The organism is Rathayibacter sp. AY1G1, from assembly GCF_002932095.1.
Classification (GTDB): domain Bacteria; phylum Actinomycetota; class Actinomycetes; order Actinomycetales; family Microbacteriaceae; genus Rathayibacter.
The window spans coordinates 64,420-81,504 of the sequence record NZ_PSUZ01000012.1 but is presented as its reverse complement, the minus strand read 5'-3'; the positions used below and the strand labels follow the sequence as shown (position 1 = coordinate 81,504).

Genomic DNA, 17,085 nt, shown 5'->3' with positions numbered 1-17,085 from the left:
CTGACGCGATGGAGTCGGAACCGATGGCGATCCGGACGCGACGGGTGTACGGCCCATCGGTCCTGCGGCGCCTCCGCGCCCTCCTCCTGCGGCTCCTCGGCGCCGGCCTCGCGGCCGTGCTCATCCCGTTCGCCGTCCTCGCGGACCGCCGCGGCGTCCTCGACGAGTCGGTGCTCGCGCTCGGGCTCCTCGCCCTCACCGTCGTCATCGGACTGGCCTCGGCGGTCTCGCTCTTCGTCGTCTCCCCCACCCGCGTGATGACGACCGAGACGCAGGTCGTGCTGATGCGCGGCCGCCGCCGCCGCGAGCAGTGGCCCCGCCGGTCGGTCCGCTTCCTCGAGTCCGCCGACGGCGACGGCTTCGTCGCCTGGTGCCGCGGCGACGGAGTCGAGGTGCGCTGCGGCCACTTCCGCCCGGAGGACCTCGCCGCCCTGCTCGCCGACCTCGGCGCCGCCGCCCGCGTCCGCCACGCCCTGCCGCCCGCTCTGGCCGGGCCCGCCTCGGCCGTCCGCTTCCGGCCGCACCGCGCTCCGCTCCAGCGCCGGGCGGTCGCCCTGGTCGTCGTCGCCACGGAGGCGTTCGCCGCCGGCGTCCTGGCCGTCGCCCTCGCGGGATCCCCGTCGGGCGACCGCGCGCAGATCGCGCTGGGGGCGGTCGTCGTGGCGCTCTCCCTCCCGCTCGGGCTGGTCGCCGCGCGGCTGGCGCTGCGGCCCGGGCTGCCGGGCTCGATCGTGGTGTCGGAGTCGGCCATCCAGATCGACGGGCTGGTCTTCCCGCTCGAGGCTCTGCGCTCGGTCGTCGCCTCGAGCCCGACGGGGAGCCATAGCCTCCGCCTGACCCTCACCGAGACGAACGGCCGCGTCACGGAGGTCCCCCTCGGGCTGCGGGTGCCGACGCTGCGGCGCGACCAGCTCTTCCCCGACTACCCGCTGCTGCTCGGCGTGCTGCGCGAGCGCACGGCGGGGCTGCTGCGGATCGAGGGCTGAGCCTCAGTCCTCAGCGCCGTCGGCGATGCGCTGGTGGTGGTGGATGACCTCGGCGACGATGAACCCGAGGAACTTCTCGGCGAACGCCGGGTCGAGGTGCGACTCCTCGGCGAGCGCCCGCAGCCGCGCGATCTGGCGGGCCTCGCGCTCGAGGTCCGCGGCGGGCAGCCCGTGCGCGGCCTTCAGCCGGCCGACCTTCTGCGTGAACTTGAAGCGCTCGGCGAGCAGGTGGATCAGCGCCGCGTCGATGTTGTCGATGCTCTGACGGATCTGCACGAGCTCGGCCCGCGCCAGGGACTCCTCGTGCGACGGCTCCTCGTGCGACAGCTCCTCGGTCATGCCCCGACCCTAACGGACCGCCCCCGGACACGACGACGGCCCCTGCCCGGAGTCCGGGAGGGGCCGTCGAGAGGTCCCGGTCAGTCGACCAGGTTGATCTGCACGGGGATGTTGCCGCGGGTGGCGTTGGAGTACGGGCAGAGCTGGTGCGCCGCATCGGCCACCTTCTGCGCGTCCTCGGAGCTCGCCTTCGGCACGTAGACGTCGAGCTCGACCGAGAGGCCGAAGCCGTCGGAGTCGTTCTTCCCGATCGAGACGCTGGCCGAGACGGCCGCGTCGGTCGTGTCGATCTTCAGCTGGCGACCGGCTCCGTGCAGGGCGCTGAGGAAGCAGGCGGAGTAGCCGGCCGCGAACAGCTGCTCGGGGTTGGTCCCCTCGCCGGAGCCGCCGAGCTCCTGCGGGGCGCGGGTGTCGAGGTCGAGACGGTCGTCCTCGGTGCGGACGTGGCCGTCGCGTCCTCCACCGGAGGCGTGGGCGATGGCGGTGTAGAGAGCATCCATCCCCCCATCCCACCACTCGGCCGCCGTGAGTCGGGTGAACGCGGGATGCACGTCCGTGCGTTCTCCCGGGAATCCCCCTCGGGAACGCTCCGGGGAGCGTCAAGCCCCTCCCCCTCGGCGCCCTCCGGGTGTGCGGTGGAGGGACACCGACCCCGACCGGCGCGAGCCGGAGAACGGACACGAGCATGCGAGCACTCACCTGGCAGGGCATCGAGAAGGTCTCGGTCGAGACCGTCCCCGACCCCCGCATCCAGCAGCCGACCGACGCGATCGTCCGGATCACCTCGACCGCGATCTGCGGCTCCGACCTGCACCTCTACCGCCTCCTCGGGCCCTACATCGACCGCGGGGACGTGCTCGGCCACGAGCCGATGGGCGTCGTCGAGGAGGTGGGCTCCGGAGTCACCACCCTGAAGCCCGGCGACCGGGTCGTCGTGCCCTTCAACATCGCCTGCGGCGAGTGCTTCATGTGCCGCCGAGGGCTGCAGTCGCAGTGCGAGACGACGCAGGTCACCGAGTACGGCTCGGGAGCGGCGCTCTTCGGCTACACGAAGATGTACGGCCAGGTCCCCGGCGGGCAGGCCGAGCTGCTCCGCGTGCCGCTGGCCGACTACAACACGATCGTCGTCGGCACGGACCTGCCGGACGAGCGCTACCTCTTCCTCAGCGACATCGTGCCCACCGCCTGGCAGGGCGTGGAGTACGCGCAGGTGCCCGACGGCGGGACCCTGGTCGTCTTCGGACTCGGCCCTGTCGGCCAGTTCGCGGCGCGGATCGGCGCCCACCGCGGCTACCGCGTCCTCGCCGTGGAGCCCGTCGCCGAGCGGCGCGCGATGGCCGAGCGGTACGGCGTGGAGACCTTCGACCTGTCCGACGACATCGCCGCGCAGCTGCGCGACCTCACGGACGGGCGCGGCCCCGACTCCGTCGTCGACGCGGTCGGCATGGAGGCGCACGGCTCGCCTGTCGGCTCGTTCGCGCAGTCGATGGCGGGGCTCCTGCCCGACCCGATCGCCCGCAAGGCGATGGACACGGTCGGCGTCGACCGCCTCGCCGCGGTGCACGCCTCCCTCGACCTGGTGCGCCGCGGCGGCACCGTGTCGCTGAGCGGGGTCTACGGCGGAGAGGCCGACCCGATGCCGCTGAAGTCGATGTTCGACAAGCAGGTGACGGTGCGGATGGGCCAGTGCAACGTGAAGCGCTGGATCGACGACCTGCTGCCGCTGGTGGAGGACTCCTCCGATCCGCTCGGCGTGATGGACCTCGTGACCCACCGGGCGCCGCTCGAGGACGCTCCGGCCCTCTACGAGACCTTCCAGAAGAAGGAGGACGGCTGCATCAAGGTCGTCTTGCACCCCTAGCCGGGGAACAGCGAAGGCGGCGCCCCCCGAGGGGAGCGCCGCCTTCGCGGTACTGCCGAGACCTACTTGAAGACGTCCTTGACGTCCTCGCCGGCCTTCTTGGCCGAGGCCGCGGCCTGGTCCTTCTGGCCTTCGGCCTTCAGGCTGTCGTCGTTCTTGTGGTCGCCCAGGGCTTCCTTCGCCTTGCCGGCGATGTCCTGAGCGGCGTTCTTGATCTTGTCATCGAGCCCCATGGTGGTGCCTCCTTCGCTGATCGTTGGCACGACCGTAGGACCGGGAACTGCCCGCTTCCTGGGAGCGGGAAGGGGCTTGCCCGGGTGCCCGCTGGACTGCGATGATTCGCGCCCTCGACCGGGGCCGGCCGGTCGAGGGCGCGGGATCAGGTCGCCGGGGTGGCGGACTCGGACGGAGCGGACTGCGAGGGCGCGTTCGTGGGCGTCTGCGACGATCCGTCGTCGGCGCTGGTGGGCACCGCGCTCCCCGACTGGTACGGCGTCTGGGCGTCGCCGGTGCAGCCGGCCAGCAGGCCGATCGTCAGAGCGGAGGCGCCGAGCGCCCCGAGGACCCGTGCGGCGCTCACTTGCCCGTCACCGCGTCCTTGACGGCCCCCACTGCCTTCTCGACGATGTTCGGCTTCGGGTCGGTGCCGTAGAGGCGCTCGTCCGGCTGCGTGGGCGGGGGCATCGGGACGTTGCCGCCGGGCTCCGCGACACGGTAGCTGAACTCTCCCTTGCCGTCCGGGGTCGGACCCGAGGCCCAGCTGCCCTCGGAGGCCGCTGCTCCGTCCGAGAAGTTGATGTACTCGTACGACACGGAGCGCTCCTCCTTCGAGATCGGGAAGTTCGAGGGCACGGGCAGGTCCTCCCGGCCCTCCGCGCGCAGCTCGGCGGCCGCCGCGATCCACTGGTTCTGGTGCATGGTGTCGCGGGCCAGGAGGAACGACAGGAGGTCGCGCACGCCGTGGTCGTCGGTCATGTGGTAGAGCCGGGCGACCTGGAGCCGGCCCTGCATCTCCGCGTTCGCGTTGGCGGTGAAGTCGGCCAGCAGGTTGCCGCTGGCGGTGATGTAGGAGCCCTGCCACGGGTTGCCCATGCTGTCGACGGGGCGCGCGCCGGCGCCGGCCACGATGGCGTGCTGCACGTCGGAGCCGCCGATGACCGCCGCGAGCACGGGGTCCTTCTTCATCGCGTCCTCGGACTGCTCGACCGGGGCCTTCTCGAGCAGCTGGGCGATCATCACGGCGATCATCTCGACGTGGCCGAACTCCTCGGCGCCGATGCCGAAGAGCAGGTCCCGGTACTTGCCCGGGTCGTGGGCGTTCCAGGCCTGGAAGCCGTACTGCATCGCCACGGTGATCTCGCCGTACTGGCCGCCGAGCACCTCCTGGAAGCGGCGGGCGAAGACCGCGTCGGGCTTCGAGGGCGTGGACGTGAATTGGAGTTCCTGACGGTGGAAGAACATGACTGGTTGCCTTTCCGGGGTAGCCGGGCGGATCCGGGTGCGGACGTCCGATGTCTGTCCTCTCGACGGTAGGGAGCCCTGTTCGCGGGTCAGAAGGGGCTTGACGCGGTGGCGGAGCAGTCGATCCACGGGCTCTCGGGCCCCGCCCTCGTGGGCGCGGGATGGTAGCCCCATCGGGGGGTCAGCCGCTATGCCCTTCCCGGTACTCGAGGGCCCGAACAGACTGGCGACGCCGGCACGCATTCATTCCCCACTCGATCCTGGAAGGGACAGACGATGTCGAACATCGATCCCGCTTCACCTCCGTTCGGAGACGGCGCCGCGAACTTCGGCGCGACCGAGACCCCCATCGACAGCGGGGCGCACGTCGCCTCCACGGACACCTCCTCCGGCTCCTCCTCGGGCAGCACGGCCGACTCCGCGAAGGAGAAGGCGAGCGCCGCCGCGGGCACCGCCAAGGACCAGGCCGGCGCCGTCGCCGGCGACGCCAAGCAGGCCGCGAGCGAAGTGCTCTCGACCGGCAAGGACGAGGCCGCCAACGTGGTCCAGGAGGCCAAGGTCCAGGTCAAGGACCTCTACGACCAGAGCCGCACCCAGCTCACCGAGCAGGCCCACGCCCAGAAGGAGAACGCCGCCAAGGGCGCCCGCGCCTTCAGCGACGACCTGACCGCGCTGGCCAACGGCGAGGGCGGCAGCGACAACGCCGCGGCGAAGCTCGTCTCCCAGGCGGCCACCCGCGTGCAGGGTGTGGCCTCGTGGCTCGAGAACCGCGACCCGTCCGAGCTCCTCGACGACGTCCGCGCGTTCGCCCGCCGCCGCCCGGGTGCCTTCATCCTCATCGCCGCGGCGACGGGACTCGTCGGCGGGCGCCTCATCCGCGCCCTGACCGCCGAGGCGAAGGACGAGAAGGAGGCGACGAGCACCCGCACCGACGGACCCGAGTTCGACGCCCCCGCCTCGACCACCGCGCACTCCGACGCCTCCGCGTACGACGCGCCCGTCGCGTCCGCCTACGGCACCGTCGGCTCGAGCTCCCTCGAGCGCGACTACGCGCCGACCGAGCCCGTCTCCGACCCGCTCGACGGCGGCTTCCCGAACGGCGGCCGGCTGTGACCGACCCGACGGGCGTCCACCGCTCGACGGAGACGCCCGACCAGCGGGCCGGGTCGACGTCGCTGGGCGATCTGCTCGGCGAGGTCTCGCGCGACCTCTCCACGCTGATCCGCCAGGAGATGGCCCTCGCCAAGGCCGAGCTCAAGGAGTCCGCCGGCAAGGCGGGCAAGGGAGCGGGCCTCCTCGGCGGGGCGGGCTACGCCGCGCTGATGGCCGTGCTCTTCCTCTCGATCGCCCTCTGGTGGGGCCTGGGCACTCTGATCGGCAACGGCTGGTCCGGAGTGGTCGTGGCCGTCATCTGGGCGATCGTGGCCGCGATCCTCTACGCGGTGGGCCGCAAGAGCCTGAAGCAGGTCGACGGCGCTCCCGAGACGGTCGACTCCCTCAAGAAGATTCCCGACACCCTCAAGCCGAACGGGGCAGGACGATGACGTACGACGCAGGACAGAACAAGACACCCGAGGAGATCCGGGCGGACATCGAGCGCACGCGCCTCGAGCTGGGCGGGGACGTCGACGCGCTGGCCGAGAAGGTCAGCCCGTCCGCCATCGCGCAGCGTCAGACCGACAAGGTCAAGTCGGCCGTGGGCTCCGTCCGCGACCGCGTGATGGGCTCGGCGCACGACGCCTCCGACTCGCTCTCGAGCGGTGCGGGCTCGGCGAAGGCCAAGGCCGAGGGCAACCCGTTCGCCGTGGGGCTCATCGCCCTCGGCGCCGGACTCCTCGTCGCCTCGCTCATCCCCGCCTCCAGCAAGGAGAAGGAGGCGGCGAGCCGCGTCAAGGAGCAGGCCCAGCCGGTCGTCGACAAGGTGACCGACGCGGCCAAGGAGGCGGCGAGCGAGCTCCGCGAGCCCGCGCAGCAGGCGTTCGCCTCCGTCAAGGAGACCGCGACCGACGCCGCGCAGAACGTCAAGGAGGCGGGCACCTCCGCCACCGACGACGTGAAGGACTCGGCCCGCGAGGCCAAGCACGCCGTCCAGGAGGACGTGCAGCACTGATCCGTCGGCGCTGACAGGGCGGTGGGCCTCCGGGCCCGCCGCCCTTCGTCGTGCCGCCGGGAATACACCGCCGCCCGCGCTCCTTGCCCTCCGTATGCGATCGATCGTCTACTCCCGCACCGGTGACTCCTCCGTCCTCTCCCTCGTCGACCGGGAGGAGCGGGCTCCGGGCTCCGGCGAGGTCCGCGTCCGCGTCCTGGCATCGGGCGTGAATCCGACCGACTGGAAGGCGCGCGCAGACGGCGACCTCGCGTTCGACGAGGTCGTGCCGAACCAGGACGGCGCCGGTGTCGTCGAGGCGCTCGGCGAGGGCGTCGAGGGCCTGGCCGTCGGCGACCGGGTCTGGATGTACCTCTCCGCGCACCGCCGCCCCACCGGCACCGCGCAGGAGTCGGCGGTGCTCGCCGCCGAGCACGTCGTGCGCCTGCCCGAGGGCGTCGGCACCGACGTCGCCGCGAGCCTCGGCGTCCCCGCGATGACCGCCCACCGCGCCCTCACCGTGCACGAGCACGGCCCCTCCCGCCTCGCCCCCGGCGCCCTCGCCGGCCGCACCGTCCTGGTCCAGGGCGGCGCCGGAGCCGTCGGGCACGCCGCGATCCAGCTCGCGGTCTGGGCCGGGGCGACCGTCATCGCGACGGTGAGCAGCGACTCCAAGGAGCGGCTCGCCCGTGCGGCCGGTGCGCAGCACGTGCTGCAGTACCCGGACGACGCCCTCGCCGACCGGATCCGCGAGCTCGCCCCCGAGGGCGTCCAGCACGTGGTCGAGGTCGCACCGGCTCAGAACGCCGCGCTCGACGTCGAGGTGCTCGCCAACCACGGCAGCATCGGGTACTACGCGAACAACAACGGCGACGAGTTCACCGTGCCGATCGTCGCGAGCTTCGCGAAGAACGCCCGCTGGCAGGGCCTGCTGCTCTACACCGTGGGCGAGGAGGCACTGCAGGCCGCGGCCGAGGACATCACCGCGGCGCTCGTCGACGGCGCGCTCCCGGTGGGCGAGGAGGCGGGCCTCCCGCTGACCTGGTTCCCGCTCGAGGAGACCGCGGCCGCCCACGACGCGGTCGAGCAGGGCGCGACGGGCAAGGTGCTCATCCGCGTTGCCGACTGACCGGGAGGGCTCGCCTCCGATCGACGACCGGCCGGATCATCCCCGGAGCGGGGGCGAGCCCGGGACGGTCGAGCGGTCGGCCAGGCCGGCCACGAGCTCAGCGAGCGCCTCCTCCGCCGTGCGGGTCGGCGCCCAGCCGAGCTCGGCGCGGGCGCGCTCGGTCGACGTGACCGGGACGTTGCCCGCGATGTCGAGCCAGCCCGCGTCGGTGCGCTGCAGGCGCAGGTGCCAGGTCGCCGTGACGACGGAGCGGAGCAGCCCGAACGGCACCGTGACCAGGCGGGCGCCGAAGGCGTGCGCCAGCCGCTCCGGAGTGAGGACCGGCTCGGCCGCGATGTTGAAGGCCCCGCCGGCGCGCCGGTCGAGCGCGCGCCAGAAGGCGTCGGCCACGTCGTCGGCGTGCACGCCCTGGAAGACGATGCTCCTCGGCAGCGGAAGGACCGGGATCCGGACCGCCTTCAGCCACCGCGTCGGGTAGTGGGGTCCGGCGAAGAGCCCGGCGATCTCGGTCGCCGCTCCGCGCTGGAAGACGAGCCCCGGGCGCAGGCGTGTGACGACGATCTCGGGGTGCCGCTCCTCGAAGGCGTCGAGCTGCCGCTCGTTCGCGGCCTTGTGGCGGCTGTAGGTCGAGGTGTGCAGGCCGCCCGTGGGCCAGTCCTCGGTCACCCGGATCGACTTCGGCGCGGCGCTGTAGGCGCCCACTGACGAGGCGACGGCGACCTGGCCGACTCCCGCGGCGGCGACCGCCTCGAGCACGGCCGCAGTGCCTCCGACGTCGACCAGCCGCTGGAACGGCTCGTCGTGGCTGGGCTGCAGCGCCCAGGCGAGGTGGACGACGGCGTCGACGCCGGCGAAGGCCTCGCGGAGCCGCCGTGGGGCGACGCTCGACGCGAGGTCGATCTCGACCCAGCGCACGTCGCGGTACTCCTCCGAGCGGAGCCGAGGGGCCCGGCGGGCGATGCCCACGATCTCCTCCACCCCGGCCTCGCCGTGCAGGCGCCGCAGCAGGGCCGTCCCCAGGTTGCCGGTCGCCCCGACGATCGCGATCCGCATGGCGTCATCCCTCCGGGAGCGGCGCACGCCGGCCCCCTCCTCCGAGGCTAGGCAGGGGCGCCGCCGCGGAGGAGCCGCTTGACAGCGGGCACGACGGGACGCTCGGCGGGGACCGCCGGCGGCCGGCGGGATGAATGCTCCTCCCCAGGGCGGATGCGGCCTAGACCACGGCGGGAGCGGGCGCATCCCCCCGCGCGGCCGGCCGCCGATCCCTAGCCTGGGACGATGCTGCCGACACCGCCCCGCCGCGTCCTCCCCGTGCGACACGAGGTCGAGGGCGTCACGCTGCGGACGGTCGACACCGGTCAGGCCGGGGCGGGCGCGGTGTTCGTCCTGATCCACGGGATCGGGATGTCGCACCACACCTTCTCGCCGCTCGCCGCCCGCCTGAAGCGGCACGGCCGGGTGATCGGCGTCGACCTCGCCGGCTTCGGCGCGAACGCGCGCCCGCGGCGGAGGGTCGGCCTCGAGGACCACGCGCGGCAGGTCGAGCAGGTCCTCCGCGGACTGGGCGTCTCGCGCGCGGTCGTCGTCGGGCACTCGATGGGGTCGCAGGTGGCGGTCGAGCTGGGGCTGCGCGCGCCCGGCCTGGTCGACGGCGCGGTGCTCATCGGGCCGGTGGTGGATCCGCAGCGGCCCGGAGCGGTCCGCCAGGGGCTCGCGCTGCTGCGGGACTGCCTCGGCGAGCCGGTGGGCGTCGACGCGATCCTGCTGGCCGACTACCTGCGCGGCGGCCTGCGCTGGTACCTGCGCCAGCTGCCCGAGATGCTGAGGCATCCGGTGCAGGAGCGCGTCGCCCGGCTGGAGGTGCCGGTCCTCGTCGCCCGCGGCCGCGACGATCCGATCGCCACCCGTGACTGGTGCGAGCGGCTCACGGCCCACGCGCGCGAGGGGCGGCTCGTCGAGTTCGCCGGCTCGCGCCACGTCGTCCCCCGCACCGAGCCCGGAGCGCTCGCCCGCGAGATCCTCTGCTTCGCCGCTGCGCTCGGCGAGAGGCCCGCCGCCCCGCTCCCCCTCCGGTCGGAGCCGGCCGCATGAGCCGGCTCCGACGCCTGGTCCGCGACGCCGTCTGGTGGATCCGCGACTACGCCTACGCCGTCGCCTGGCAGGTGCGCGGCGTCCTCTCGCGCCGTGCCCCGGACGACTACCTCGACGGCGACCGGCGGCCCGTCGTGGTCCTGCCGGGGATCTGGGAGACCTGGTCCTTCCTCCGCCCGATCATCGATCCGCTGCACGAGCGCGGGCACCCTCTCCACGTGCTGACGAGCCTCGGCCGCAACGGCCGCCCGGTCGCCCGGACGGCCGAGGACGTGGCCGCCTACCTCGCCGAGCACGGGCTCCGCGACGTGGTGATCGTCGCCCACAGCAAGGGCGGACTGATCGGCAAGTACGTGATGACCGAGCTCGACCCGGACGGCCGGGTCGACCGGATGGTCGCCGTGGCGACTCCGTTCGGCGGCTCCCGCTACGCGCCCTACCTGGTCCTCCGGAGCCTGCGCGCCTTCTCGCCGCGCGACGCCACGACCCTGCTGCTGTCGAGCCGCTCCGGAGCGAACGCGCGGATCACGTCCGTGTTCGGCCTCTTCGACCCGCACATCCCCGAGGGCAGCATGCTCGAGGGCGCGGTCAACGTCCGGATCGAGACCGGCGGGCACTTCCGCATCCTGAGCGACCCCGAGACGCTGACCGCGGTCGTCACGGCGGTCTCGGCGGAGGAGCGCGCCGACGGAGAGGCGCCCTGACGACGGCGGAACCCCTGACGACTCCGTAGCAACCCGCGTCGCCGCGGCGGAACCCCCTGGCGCCTCCGGCCCGCGAGGCGGAGCGTGGAGCCATGCCCGCCTCCTCCACCGGCCCGACCGAGCTCCTCCTCGTCCGTCACGGCGAGAGCCTCGCCAACATCGCGGCGAGCGCCGCCGAGGCCTCGGGGGCGCACGAGATCGCCGTCGACCGCCGCGACCCCGACGTCGAGCTCTCCCCCGCCGGCGAGGAGCAGGCGCGCGCGCTCGGCCGCTGGCTGGCCGAGGAGGCGCGGCCCGCCTCCGCCTGGACGTCGCCCTACCGCCGCGCCTCCGCGACCGCCCGCCTCGCCCTCGGCGAGGCCGGCATCGACCTGCGGCTGCGCCCCGACGAGCGCCTGCGCGACCGCGACCTCGGCGTCACCGACCGCCTCACCTCCGCCGGCGTGCGGGCCCGGATGCCCGAGGAGGCGGCGCGGCGCGAGTGGCTCGGCAAGTTCTACTACCGGCCGCCGGGAGGCGAGGCCTGGACGGACCTCGCGCTCCGCGTCCGCGCCTTCGTCGACCACCTCGCCGTCGCCGCGCCTCCCGGGCCGGCGATCCTCTTCTGCCACGACGCGGTCGTCCTCGTCCTCCGCTACGTCCTCGAGGGCCTCTCCGAGCACGAGCTGCTCGACATCGGCGCTTCGACGCCCGTCGCCAACGGCTCCGTCACCCGTCTCGTCCGCGACGGCGACGCGTGGCGCCTCGAGCTCTTCAACCGCACGTCCCACCTCGAGCGCTCCGGCGCCCCCGTCACCCGGCACGACGACCGCGCGGCCGGAGAAGGAGACCCTCATGAGTGACCTCGTCTCCCGCGCCCTGCTCGAGCAGCGCTGGCCCCTCCCGGAGCCCGGAGGCTCGAAGCACTCCCGCGGCGACGTGGTCGTCGTCGGCGGCGCCCGCAAGACGCCCGGCGCCGCGATCCTCGCGGGGATCGCCGCGCTGCGGACCGGCGCGGGTCGCATCACGCTCTGCGTCGCCGAGTCGGTCGCGTCGGCCACCGCGGTCGCGCTGCCGGAGTGCGGAGTGGTCCCGCTCGCGGAGACGCGCACCGGCTCCGTCTCGGGCCGCGGGCTCGACGTCCTGGCCGGCGAGCTCTCCTCCGCCGACGTCGCCCTGATCGGACCCGGCCTGGACGACCCGCGCGCGACCGCCGCGACCCTCCGTGCCCTCGCTCCGCTCCTCGACGACGTGCCGGCTGTGCACCTCGACGCCTTCCCGCTCGGGGTCCTGCCCGGGCAGCGCGGTATCGCGCGGAGGCTCGCGGGCCGGCTCCTGCTGACCCCGAACTCGGAGGAGGCGTCCCGCCTCCTCGGCGAGGAGGTCGACGACGTCGAGCGGGCCGCCCTCGCTGTCGCCGAGCGCTACGGCGCGGTGGTGAGCCTGTTCAACACGATCGCCTCGCCCGACGGCGACGCGGTGCGGATCGAGGGCGAGCACCCCGGGCTGGCCACCGCGGGCAGCGGCGACGTGCTCGCCGGAGCGACGGCGGGCCTGCGCGGGCGCGGCGTCGATCCGATGGGCGCGGCCGCGTGGGGCGCGTTCCTGCACACGGAGGCTGACACGCGCCTCTCCGCACGGATCGGCCCGGCCGGGTACCTCGCGAGCGAGATCCCGGGGGAGTTCCCGCGCGTGCTGGCGGGCTGAGCGGGACGGGTGCGCTGAGGACGGCAGTCGTTCCGAGGCGGGCCGGCGGTGCGAGCGCCCCGGACCGAGCCGGCGGCGTGAGAGGCGGCGGTCACCGTGACCGCGGCGTCGACCTCAGTGCGCGACGTCGGCGACCGAGAACGCCACGCCCGGCGTGATCAGGATCGAGGTCTCGCGGGGCTCGCCCTCGCCCTGGTTCACCGTGATCCAGCGCGACGCGGAGCCGTCCAGGGCGCGGTCGATGCTCTCGCGCACCTCCGCGGCCGACGTCTCGCTCAGGCTGAACGGCGCTCCGCCGTAGATGATCTCGACGCGCTTCACAGCATGCTCTCCTCGCTCTGACGGGCGGTCCCGTGGGGCTCCTCGCTGATCCGCAGCCCGTGCGCCGTGTGCGAGTCGGCGAGCAGCTGGCGGATCCAGTCCGGGTTGATGTTCGGGGCACGGCCGCCGTGGTACTTGAAGCGCAGCGGGATGGCGGGGTGCAGCCAGATCGAGGTGCGTCCGTCGCCGACCGCCTGCGAGTCCTTCCACGAGAAGTAGAAGGACTCGTTGCGCGCGAGCTTCGAGCCGATCACGATCTGCAGGTGCGCCAGCAGACGGTCGTCGAAGTCGGCCTCGAGGGTCGAGTCGTAGATCAGTCGCCCCATCAGGCGGTTCTCCGTTCGGGAAGTCGCCCGTCCGCGAAGGGTCGGGCGGAGTCGTGAGTGTCGATCCTACCGGCGCCCCGGATGCTCACCAGGAGTCGTCCTCGCCGTGGAAGTGCGGGATCTCGGTGTCGACGGCGGAGAGGGGCCCGGCGCCGCCGTCCTCCTCGGCCACGGGGTGTGAGACGCCCAGGCGGGCCGTCTCGCGGGTGAAGCGCTCGACGAGCTCCTCGTCGAGCAGCTCCTCGGCTCCGTCGTCCTCGGACTCCGAGAACAGCTGGCTCGCCGGTCCGATCAGCAGCGCCGCCCGTCCAGGCCGGCCGGACTCCTGGCGGATCGGGATGTCGACCGTGATCGACCCCTTGGTGAGCGCCAGCGCCTCCGCGTAGGCCAGCAGCGACCGCGCGATGGCGGTACCCGTCAGCACGGAGCTGCCGGCGTAGTGGATGCGTTCCATGCCTCCTTCCTACTCCTCGGGCGGCCGCCCGGTCAGCGGTTGCGCGGTCGAGGCGGGGAGCGCTAGCGCCGCGTCGATCCGGCGGTCGAGCGCGTCGCGGACGGCCGGCCACTCGGCCGCGAGGATCGAGTGGACGGCCGTGTCGCGCCACGAGCCGTCGGCCCGCCGCTGGTCGTGGCGGAGCACCCCCTCGAACACGGCGCCGAGGCGGAGGATCGCGGCCCGCGAGCGCGCGTTCACCGCATCCGCTTGGAGCTTCACCCGCTCGTAGCCGCTGTCGAAGGCGAGCCCGAGCACCAGCCGCTTCGCCTCCGGGTTCACGACGGTGCCCCACGTCTCGGGCGCGTAGGCCGTCCAGCCGAGGTGGGCCGCCTCGCGCGCCTCGTCGAAGTCGGCCAGCGAGGTCGTGCCGACGACGCGTCCCTCCTGCAGCACGGCGAACGGCAGGCCCGTGCCCCAGGGGTAGTAGCGGTCGACGAAGGTGCGGAACTCCTCCGGGGTGCCGGGGAGGCCGGACGGTCCTCCTCCGTAGCCGCCGGCGAACACCTCCGGACGTCCGATCGCCCGCCCGAGCGGCTCGACGTGCTCGACGGCGAGCGGCTCGAGGACGATCGAGCGGCCGACGAGCGTGACGGGACCGGGGCGGCGGGGGCTGCTCATGCGATCAGTGTGGGGCACCGTGCCAGCATGGCTCCATGAGCACCGCCGCGCTGTTCGAGTCCGCCGCCGCCGCCCTCGTCGGCCTGCTCGCGCAGGTGCGGGACGACCAGTGGGAGCAGCCGGGGCTCGGCGTCTGGGACGTCCGCGGCCTCGCGGGCCACGCGTCGCGGGCGGTGCTGACGGTCGAGGCGTACCTCCTCGCTCCGGAGCCGCCCGAGCCGACCATCGAGGACGCGCTCGACTACTACGACGCGCTGGCCGGGAACGTCGCCGACCCCGCGGCGGTGGCGCGGCGCGGGGTCGAGGCGGGGCTGCTGCTCGGCGACAGGCCGGCTCAGGCGCTGGCGGAGGCGGCGGGCCGCGCGGTCGAGCTGGTCGCCGCCCAGCGTCCCGGCCGCCTCGTCGCCGTGGGCGGCCGCGCGATCGAGCTGGACGAGTACCTCCGGACCCGGCTGCTCGAGCTGGTCGTGCACACGCTCGACCTCTCGCGGGCCACCGGGATCCCGCACGTGCTGGCCGGCGAGGCCGTCGAGGCGTGCTGCGCGCTGACCGGCGGGCTGGCCGCTCGAGCCGGACGCGGCGAGGAGCTCCTGCTCGCGCTGAGCGGGCGGGAGCCCCTCGCCGCGGGGTTCTCGGTGGTGTGAGGGCGCCGGCCCTCCGGCTGCGGGTTCTGCGCGGCGCCGGCCCTCGGGGCACCGGGTCCTCCGTGGTGAGGGCGCCGATCCTCGGGCCGCGGGTTCTACGTGGTGCCGGTCCTCAGGCCACGGCGAGAGCGGCGACCGGCGACACCTTCGTGGCGCGGCGGGCGGGCAGCACGGCCGAGACGACCGTGATCACGACACCGACCACGAGCACCGCCACCAGGATCGGCACCGGGACGGTCGGCGGGATCAGTCCGATGCCCGGCAGCGAGCCGAACACCGAGATCGCGCCGCACCAGCCGTAGACGATCCCGAGCACGATGCCGAGCACCGCGGCAGCGATGATCATCTGCGCCGCCTCGAGCACCACCATCGACCGCACCTGCGAGCCGGTGAAGCCGAGCGCGCGGAGCAGGCCCAGCTCGCGCCGGCGCTGCAGCACGCTGAGCGACAGCGTGTTGACCATCCCGACGGCGGCCAGGACGACCGAGAAGCCGAGCAGGACGCTCATCACCGCGGTGCTCACCTGGATGAACTGCTCGAACGCCGCGATCACCTCGGGGTTCGTCTCACCCGAGCGCTCCATGATCGTGCCGAAGGTGGCGGCGGCGACCGCGAACATCGTGACCAGCGACACTCCGATGACCAGTCCGATGACGGCGCGGGCGCTGCGCGCCGGATTGCGGACGGCGTTGGCGGACGCCAGGCGGGCGACGGGGCCCCGGCCGAAGGCGCGGCCCACGAGGGCCGTGAGCGGAGGGAGCAGGACGGGCGCCCCGAGGATCACGCCGGTGAAGGACGCCATGCCTCCGACCAGCCCGAGGAGGACGCCGCCGGGGTTGGCGAGCCCGAGGACGACACCGGCGGCGAGCAGCAGCGCGCCGACCACGACGAAGACGATCGCCGTGACGTTGCGGGCGGTGCGGCCGCGCAGCTCCTCGTAGCGGGGCTCGGCGGAGGATCCGGCGGCCTGCGACGGCGCGACCGCGAGCACGCGGCGCGATCCGGACCACGAGGCGATGACCGTCGAGGCGACCACGGCGATCAGCGGCAGCACGAGGCCGGGCGAGACGAGCGGGTAGTCGAAGCGGGGCAGGGTGCCGCTCCGGATGGCGAGCTCCGCGGCGAGCGCCACGAGAGCGACGCCGGCGACCAGGCCGATCGCCGCTCCGAGGAGCCCCTGCAGGAGGCCCGTGCGGACGATCCCGCTGCGCAGCGACCGGCCGGAGGCGCCGAGCAGGCGGAGCAGGGCGATCTCGCGGGTGCGCCCGGCGATGACGGTCGAGACCGCATTGGCCGTGACGATCCCGCCCACGAACACCGCGATGCCGAAGAAGACGGCGCCGACCATCCCGAGCATGAGGGCGACCTGGCCGATGCCGTCGATCCCCGCTGCCGCGAAGGCCGCGACCATGTCGGCGATGACCTGCACCAGCACGGCGCCGAACGCCGCGGCGAGTGCGGCGACGGTGACGATGGCGCCCCCGCCCTGGCTCGAGCCCGTGCGCACGCCGCTCACGCCGCGCCCTCCATCGTGAGCATCGCGCGCGAGATCTCCTCGGCGCTCATCCCGCGGCGGTCGTCGACGACGGCCCCGTCGCGGAGGAAGACGATGCGGTCGGCGTAGGCCGCCGCGATCGGGTCGTGGGTGACCATGGCGATCGACTGGCCGTACTCGCGGGTGGAGGCCCGGAGCAGGCTGAGGACCTCGCGGCCGGTGCGCGAGTCCAGGTTGCCGGTGGGCTCGTCGGCGAAGATCAGCTGCGGCCGGGTGGCGAGGGCGCGGGCGATCGCCACGCGCTGCTGCTGCCCGCCCGAGAGCTCATGGGGCCGGTGCGTGAGGCGCTCGCGGAGCCCGAGGGACTCGATCAGCCGGGCGATCCACTGCTCCTCGTCGCCGGTCACGGAGCGGCCGTCGAGCTCGAACGGGAGGCGGATGTTTCCGCGCACGTCGAGCGTGGGGACGAGGTTGAAGGCCTGGAAGACGAAGCCGACGCTGCGGCGGCGGAGCACGGTCAGCTCGACGTCGCTCATCGAGGTGATCTCGGCGTCCCCGAGGAACACGCGGCCGGAGGAGGCGGTGTCGAGGCCGGCGAGGACGTGCATGAGCGTCGACTTGCCGGATCCGCTGGGGCCCATCACCGCGGTGAACTCGCCCCGCTCGATCGAGAGCGTGACGTCGTCGAGGGCGACGACGGGCGGCGTGCTGCCGTAGAGCTTGCGCACGCCCTCGACGCGCGCCACGACGGAGGAGGTCTGGTTCTGCATGTCCTCGACGCTACGGAGGCACCCGTGTCGCCGGCGTCGTCCGCAGTGGCTCGCCGCGTCATCCCTCCG

General features: G+C 73.8%; 23 protein-coding genes. 11 read left to right on the top strand and 12 right to left on the bottom strand.

All coding sequences use genetic code 11. The features are described 5' to 3' along the window. The first annotated feature begins 8 nt into the window (after positions 1-8). Positions 9-986, top strand: coding sequence for a hypothetical protein (locus C5C36_RS08595; RefSeq protein ID WP_146078823.1), 978 nt, complete (start codon positions 9-11; stop codon positions 984-986). A gap of 3 nt (positions 987-989) precedes the next feature. Here C5C36_RS08595 and C5C36_RS08590 read toward each other — a convergent pair whose 3' ends face one another. Together C5C36_RS08590 and C5C36_RS08585 are read right to left on the bottom strand one after the other, a co-directional pair. After that, on the bottom strand, positions 990-1,325 hold the full coding sequence (locus tag C5C36_RS08590) for a chorismate mutase (RefSeq protein WP_104222760.1): 336 nt from the start codon (positions 1,323-1,325) through the stop codon (positions 990-992). 80 nt (positions 1,326-1,405) lie between these two features. Continuing rightward, on the bottom strand, positions 1,406-1,825 hold the full coding sequence (locus C5C36_RS08585; protein ID WP_104222761.1) for an organic hydroperoxide resistance protein: 420 nt from the start codon (positions 1,823-1,825) through the stop codon (positions 1,406-1,408). Between the two features lie 185 nt (positions 1,826-2,010). Between C5C36_RS08585 and C5C36_RS08580 the strand changes: the two genes are divergently transcribed. Continuing rightward, a complete protein-coding gene (locus C5C36_RS08580; protein ID WP_104247475.1) occupies positions 2,011-3,186 on the top strand; it encodes a zinc-dependent alcohol dehydrogenase in 1,176 nt (391 codons plus the stop codon). Positions 3,187-3,248: 62 nt separating this feature from the next. Here C5C36_RS08580 and C5C36_RS08575 read toward each other — a convergent pair whose 3' ends face one another. The 3 genes from C5C36_RS08575 to C5C36_RS08565 form a co-directional block, all read right to left on the bottom strand. Then, a complete protein-coding gene (locus tag C5C36_RS08575; protein ID WP_104222763.1) occupies positions 3,249-3,419 on the bottom strand; it encodes a CsbD family protein in 171 nt (56 codons plus the stop codon). 146 nt (positions 3,420-3,565) lie between these two features. Next, positions 3,566-3,766, bottom strand: a complete 201-nt coding sequence (locus C5C36_RS08570; protein WP_104222764.1) for a hypothetical protein — start codon at positions 3,764-3,766, stop codon at positions 3,566-3,568. Next, a complete protein-coding gene (locus C5C36_RS08565) occupies positions 3,763-4,647 on the bottom strand; it encodes a manganese catalase family protein (protein WP_104222765.1) in 885 nt (294 codons plus the stop codon). The genes C5C36_RS08570 and C5C36_RS08565 overlap by 4 nt, the downstream gene beginning before the upstream one ends. A gap of 276 nt (positions 4,648-4,923) precedes the next feature. Here C5C36_RS08565 and C5C36_RS18025 point away from each other — a divergent pair, with 276 nt between their 5' ends. The 4 genes from C5C36_RS18025 to C5C36_RS08545 all read left to right on the top strand — a co-directional run bounded on the left by C5C36_RS18025 (position 4,924) and on the right by C5C36_RS08545 (position 7,865). Next, positions 4,924-5,760: a hypothetical protein gene (locus C5C36_RS18025; protein WP_104309576.1), complete on the top strand. Its 837-nt coding sequence runs from the start codon at positions 4,924-4,926 to the stop codon at positions 5,758-5,760. Next, positions 5,757-6,191: a phage holin family protein gene (locus tag C5C36_RS18020; RefSeq protein WP_104222767.1), complete on the top strand. Its 435-nt coding sequence runs from the start codon at positions 5,757-5,759 to the stop codon at positions 6,189-6,191. Before C5C36_RS18025 ends, C5C36_RS18020 begins: the two co-directional genes overlap by 4 nt. Further along, complete coding sequence (locus tag C5C36_RS08550) at positions 6,188-6,757, top strand: DUF3618 domain-containing protein (RefSeq protein ID WP_104222768.1); 570 nt, start codon at positions 6,188-6,190, stop codon at positions 6,755-6,757. Before C5C36_RS18020 ends, C5C36_RS08550 begins: the two co-directional genes overlap by 4 nt. A gap of 94 nt (positions 6,758-6,851) precedes the next feature. Continuing rightward, positions 6,852-7,865, top strand: a complete 1,014-nt coding sequence (locus C5C36_RS08545) for an NADPH:quinone reductase (RefSeq protein ID WP_104309575.1) — start codon at positions 6,852-6,854, stop codon at positions 7,863-7,865. A gap of 36 nt (positions 7,866-7,901) precedes the next feature. On the opposite strand, the gene C5C36_RS08540 is transcribed toward C5C36_RS08545, so the two are convergent. Then, entirely contained in the window at positions 7,902-8,918 is a 1,017-nt protein-coding gene (locus C5C36_RS08540) for an NAD-dependent epimerase/dehydratase family protein (RefSeq protein ID WP_104309574.1), read from the bottom strand. A 225-nt stretch (positions 8,919-9,143) separates the two neighbouring features. On the opposite strand from C5C36_RS08540, the gene C5C36_RS08535 reads away from it, so the two are divergent. From C5C36_RS08535 to C5C36_RS08520, 4 genes are all read left to right on the top strand, one after another. Beyond that, the gene (locus C5C36_RS08535) at positions 9,144-9,956 is read left to right on the top strand and encodes an alpha/beta fold hydrolase (RefSeq protein WP_104309573.1); all 813 of its coding nucleotides are present in this window, start codon (positions 9,144-9,146) and stop codon (positions 9,954-9,956) included. Then, complete coding sequence (locus C5C36_RS08530; protein ID WP_104239324.1) at positions 9,953-10,660, top strand: triacylglycerol lipase; 708 nt, start codon at positions 9,953-9,955, stop codon at positions 10,658-10,660. The genes C5C36_RS08535 and C5C36_RS08530 overlap by 4 nt, the downstream gene beginning before the upstream one ends. 92 nt (positions 10,661-10,752) lie before the next feature. Continuing rightward, on the top strand, positions 10,753-11,502 hold the full coding sequence (locus C5C36_RS08525) for a histidine phosphatase family protein (RefSeq protein WP_104250670.1): 750 nt from the start codon (positions 10,753-10,755) through the stop codon (positions 11,500-11,502). Continuing rightward, on the top strand, positions 11,495-12,346 hold the full coding sequence (locus tag C5C36_RS08520) for an ADP/ATP-dependent (S)-NAD(P)H-hydrate dehydratase (protein ID WP_104309572.1): 852 nt from the start codon (positions 11,495-11,497) through the stop codon (positions 12,344-12,346). Before C5C36_RS08525 ends, C5C36_RS08520 begins: the two co-directional genes overlap by 8 nt. Before the next feature lie 114 nt (positions 12,347-12,460). Here C5C36_RS08520 and C5C36_RS08515 read toward each other — a convergent pair whose 3' ends face one another. From C5C36_RS08515 to C5C36_RS08500, 4 genes are all read right to left on the bottom strand, one after another. Continuing rightward, on the bottom strand, positions 12,461-12,667 hold the full coding sequence (locus tag C5C36_RS08515; RefSeq protein WP_104222775.1) for a hypothetical protein: 207 nt from the start codon (positions 12,665-12,667) through the stop codon (positions 12,461-12,463). Beyond that, positions 12,664-12,993, bottom strand: coding sequence for an ATP-dependent DNA ligase (locus tag C5C36_RS08510; protein ID WP_104222776.1), 330 nt, complete (start codon positions 12,991-12,993; stop codon positions 12,664-12,666). Before C5C36_RS08510 ends, C5C36_RS08515 begins: the two co-directional genes overlap by 4 nt. 85 nt (positions 12,994-13,078) lie before the next feature. After that, a complete protein-coding gene (locus tag C5C36_RS08505; RefSeq protein WP_104222777.1) occupies positions 13,079-13,447 on the bottom strand; it encodes a hypothetical protein in 369 nt (122 codons plus the stop codon). Positions 13,448-13,456: 9 nt separating this feature from the next. Continuing rightward, complete coding sequence (locus tag C5C36_RS08500) at positions 13,457-14,107, bottom strand: GNAT family N-acetyltransferase (RefSeq protein ID WP_104309571.1); 651 nt, start codon at positions 14,105-14,107, stop codon at positions 13,457-13,459. A 35-nt stretch (positions 14,108-14,142) separates the two neighbouring features. Between C5C36_RS08500 and C5C36_RS08495 the strand changes: the two genes are divergently transcribed. Continuing rightward, a complete protein-coding gene (locus tag C5C36_RS08495; protein WP_104309570.1) occupies positions 14,143-14,751 on the top strand; it encodes a maleylpyruvate isomerase N-terminal domain-containing protein in 609 nt (202 codons plus the stop codon). 112 nt (positions 14,752-14,863) lie between these two features. Here the strand turns inward: C5C36_RS08495 and C5C36_RS08490 are convergent, their stop codons facing one another. Both C5C36_RS08490 and C5C36_RS08485 read right to left on the bottom strand, forming a co-directional pair. Beyond that, positions 14,864-16,267: an FtsX-like permease family protein gene (locus C5C36_RS08490; RefSeq protein ID WP_258063296.1), complete on the bottom strand. Its 1,404-nt coding sequence runs from the start codon at positions 16,265-16,267 to the stop codon at positions 14,864-14,866. Continuing rightward, a complete protein-coding gene (locus C5C36_RS08485) occupies positions 16,264-17,016 on the bottom strand; it encodes an ABC transporter ATP-binding protein (RefSeq protein ID WP_104269028.1) in 753 nt (250 codons plus the stop codon). Before C5C36_RS08485 ends, C5C36_RS08490 begins: the two co-directional genes overlap by 4 nt. Positions 17,017-17,085 lie beyond the last annotated feature (69 nt).